Annotated in this window: 1 protein-coding gene; it reads left to right on the top strand. The window is 31.8% G+C overall.

Annotated features, from left to right (window positions below):
- Positions 1-161: 161 nt before the first annotated feature.
- Positions 162-680, top strand: a complete 519-nt coding sequence (locus tag N9I19_RS24985; protein ID WP_317779370.1) for a hypothetical protein — start codon at positions 162-164, stop codon at positions 678-680.
- Positions 681-808: the final 128 nt, after the last annotated feature.

An 808-nucleotide genomic window follows, 5' to 3' on the forward strand; every position in this document is an offset into this window, starting at 1 on the left:
TGATTACGCTATCAACATTAACAATTATGAAGCTAAACAATGAGCCGCCTGCCGGCTTGTTATTTAGCTTTGGTATGTGAGTGATTAGGAATTTGTATTAAAAACCCTTTAAATGGTAAAATTAATAAATAATTCAATTTTATAATTTAGGAGGAGCTTAGTTGAAGAAAATATTCACTATGTTATTTATAATAATGGTTTTAACAGCTTGTGGTACGAACGCATCGAACAAAGATTATAATGCGGAAACCTCTAAAGAAGCAAATAATGCCGAAACGACTAAAAAAGATACTAAATCGGAAACGACTGAACATAATTATCAATTTATAGGAGAAAGCGAAAATTGGGAGGCTGTATATTCTTATAAAGCAACCGAAATATGGGGGGAAAATGGCAAGCAAACAACTCATTCTAGCAAAGATAACTATGTACTTACATTAAAATTCAAGGGATCTTTGGAAGAGTTATCTTCGATGAAAAACCTTGAATATTCTTATGAAACAACCATTAGTAGCGGAAATAAAAGAGAGGCCTACCCTGATCCACCTAGTGAAAAAGTATTTAAAACTAGTGGAAGTTCAGTAAATGGAGCAATGGTAGGTAAAGATGAAGTTATAAAGGTAAATGTAAAATGGGATGACAATGAAGAGTCATTTAAACTACATAACAAAGCTAAGTAATTTTGTTAAAAAAACAGGTGTTTAAAATACTCTAAATAAATGGCTTCGATTAGAGGTCATTTATTTTTTTATGGACTATCATTAAACACCAACAAGGGGAGAGGATTGATTATGTCTCAACGAAGTTT

The organism is Peribacillus sp. CSMR9, assembly GCF_033141925.1.
Classification (GTDB): domain Bacteria; phylum Bacillota; class Bacilli; order Bacillales; family DSM-1321; genus Peribacillus; species Peribacillus simplex_A.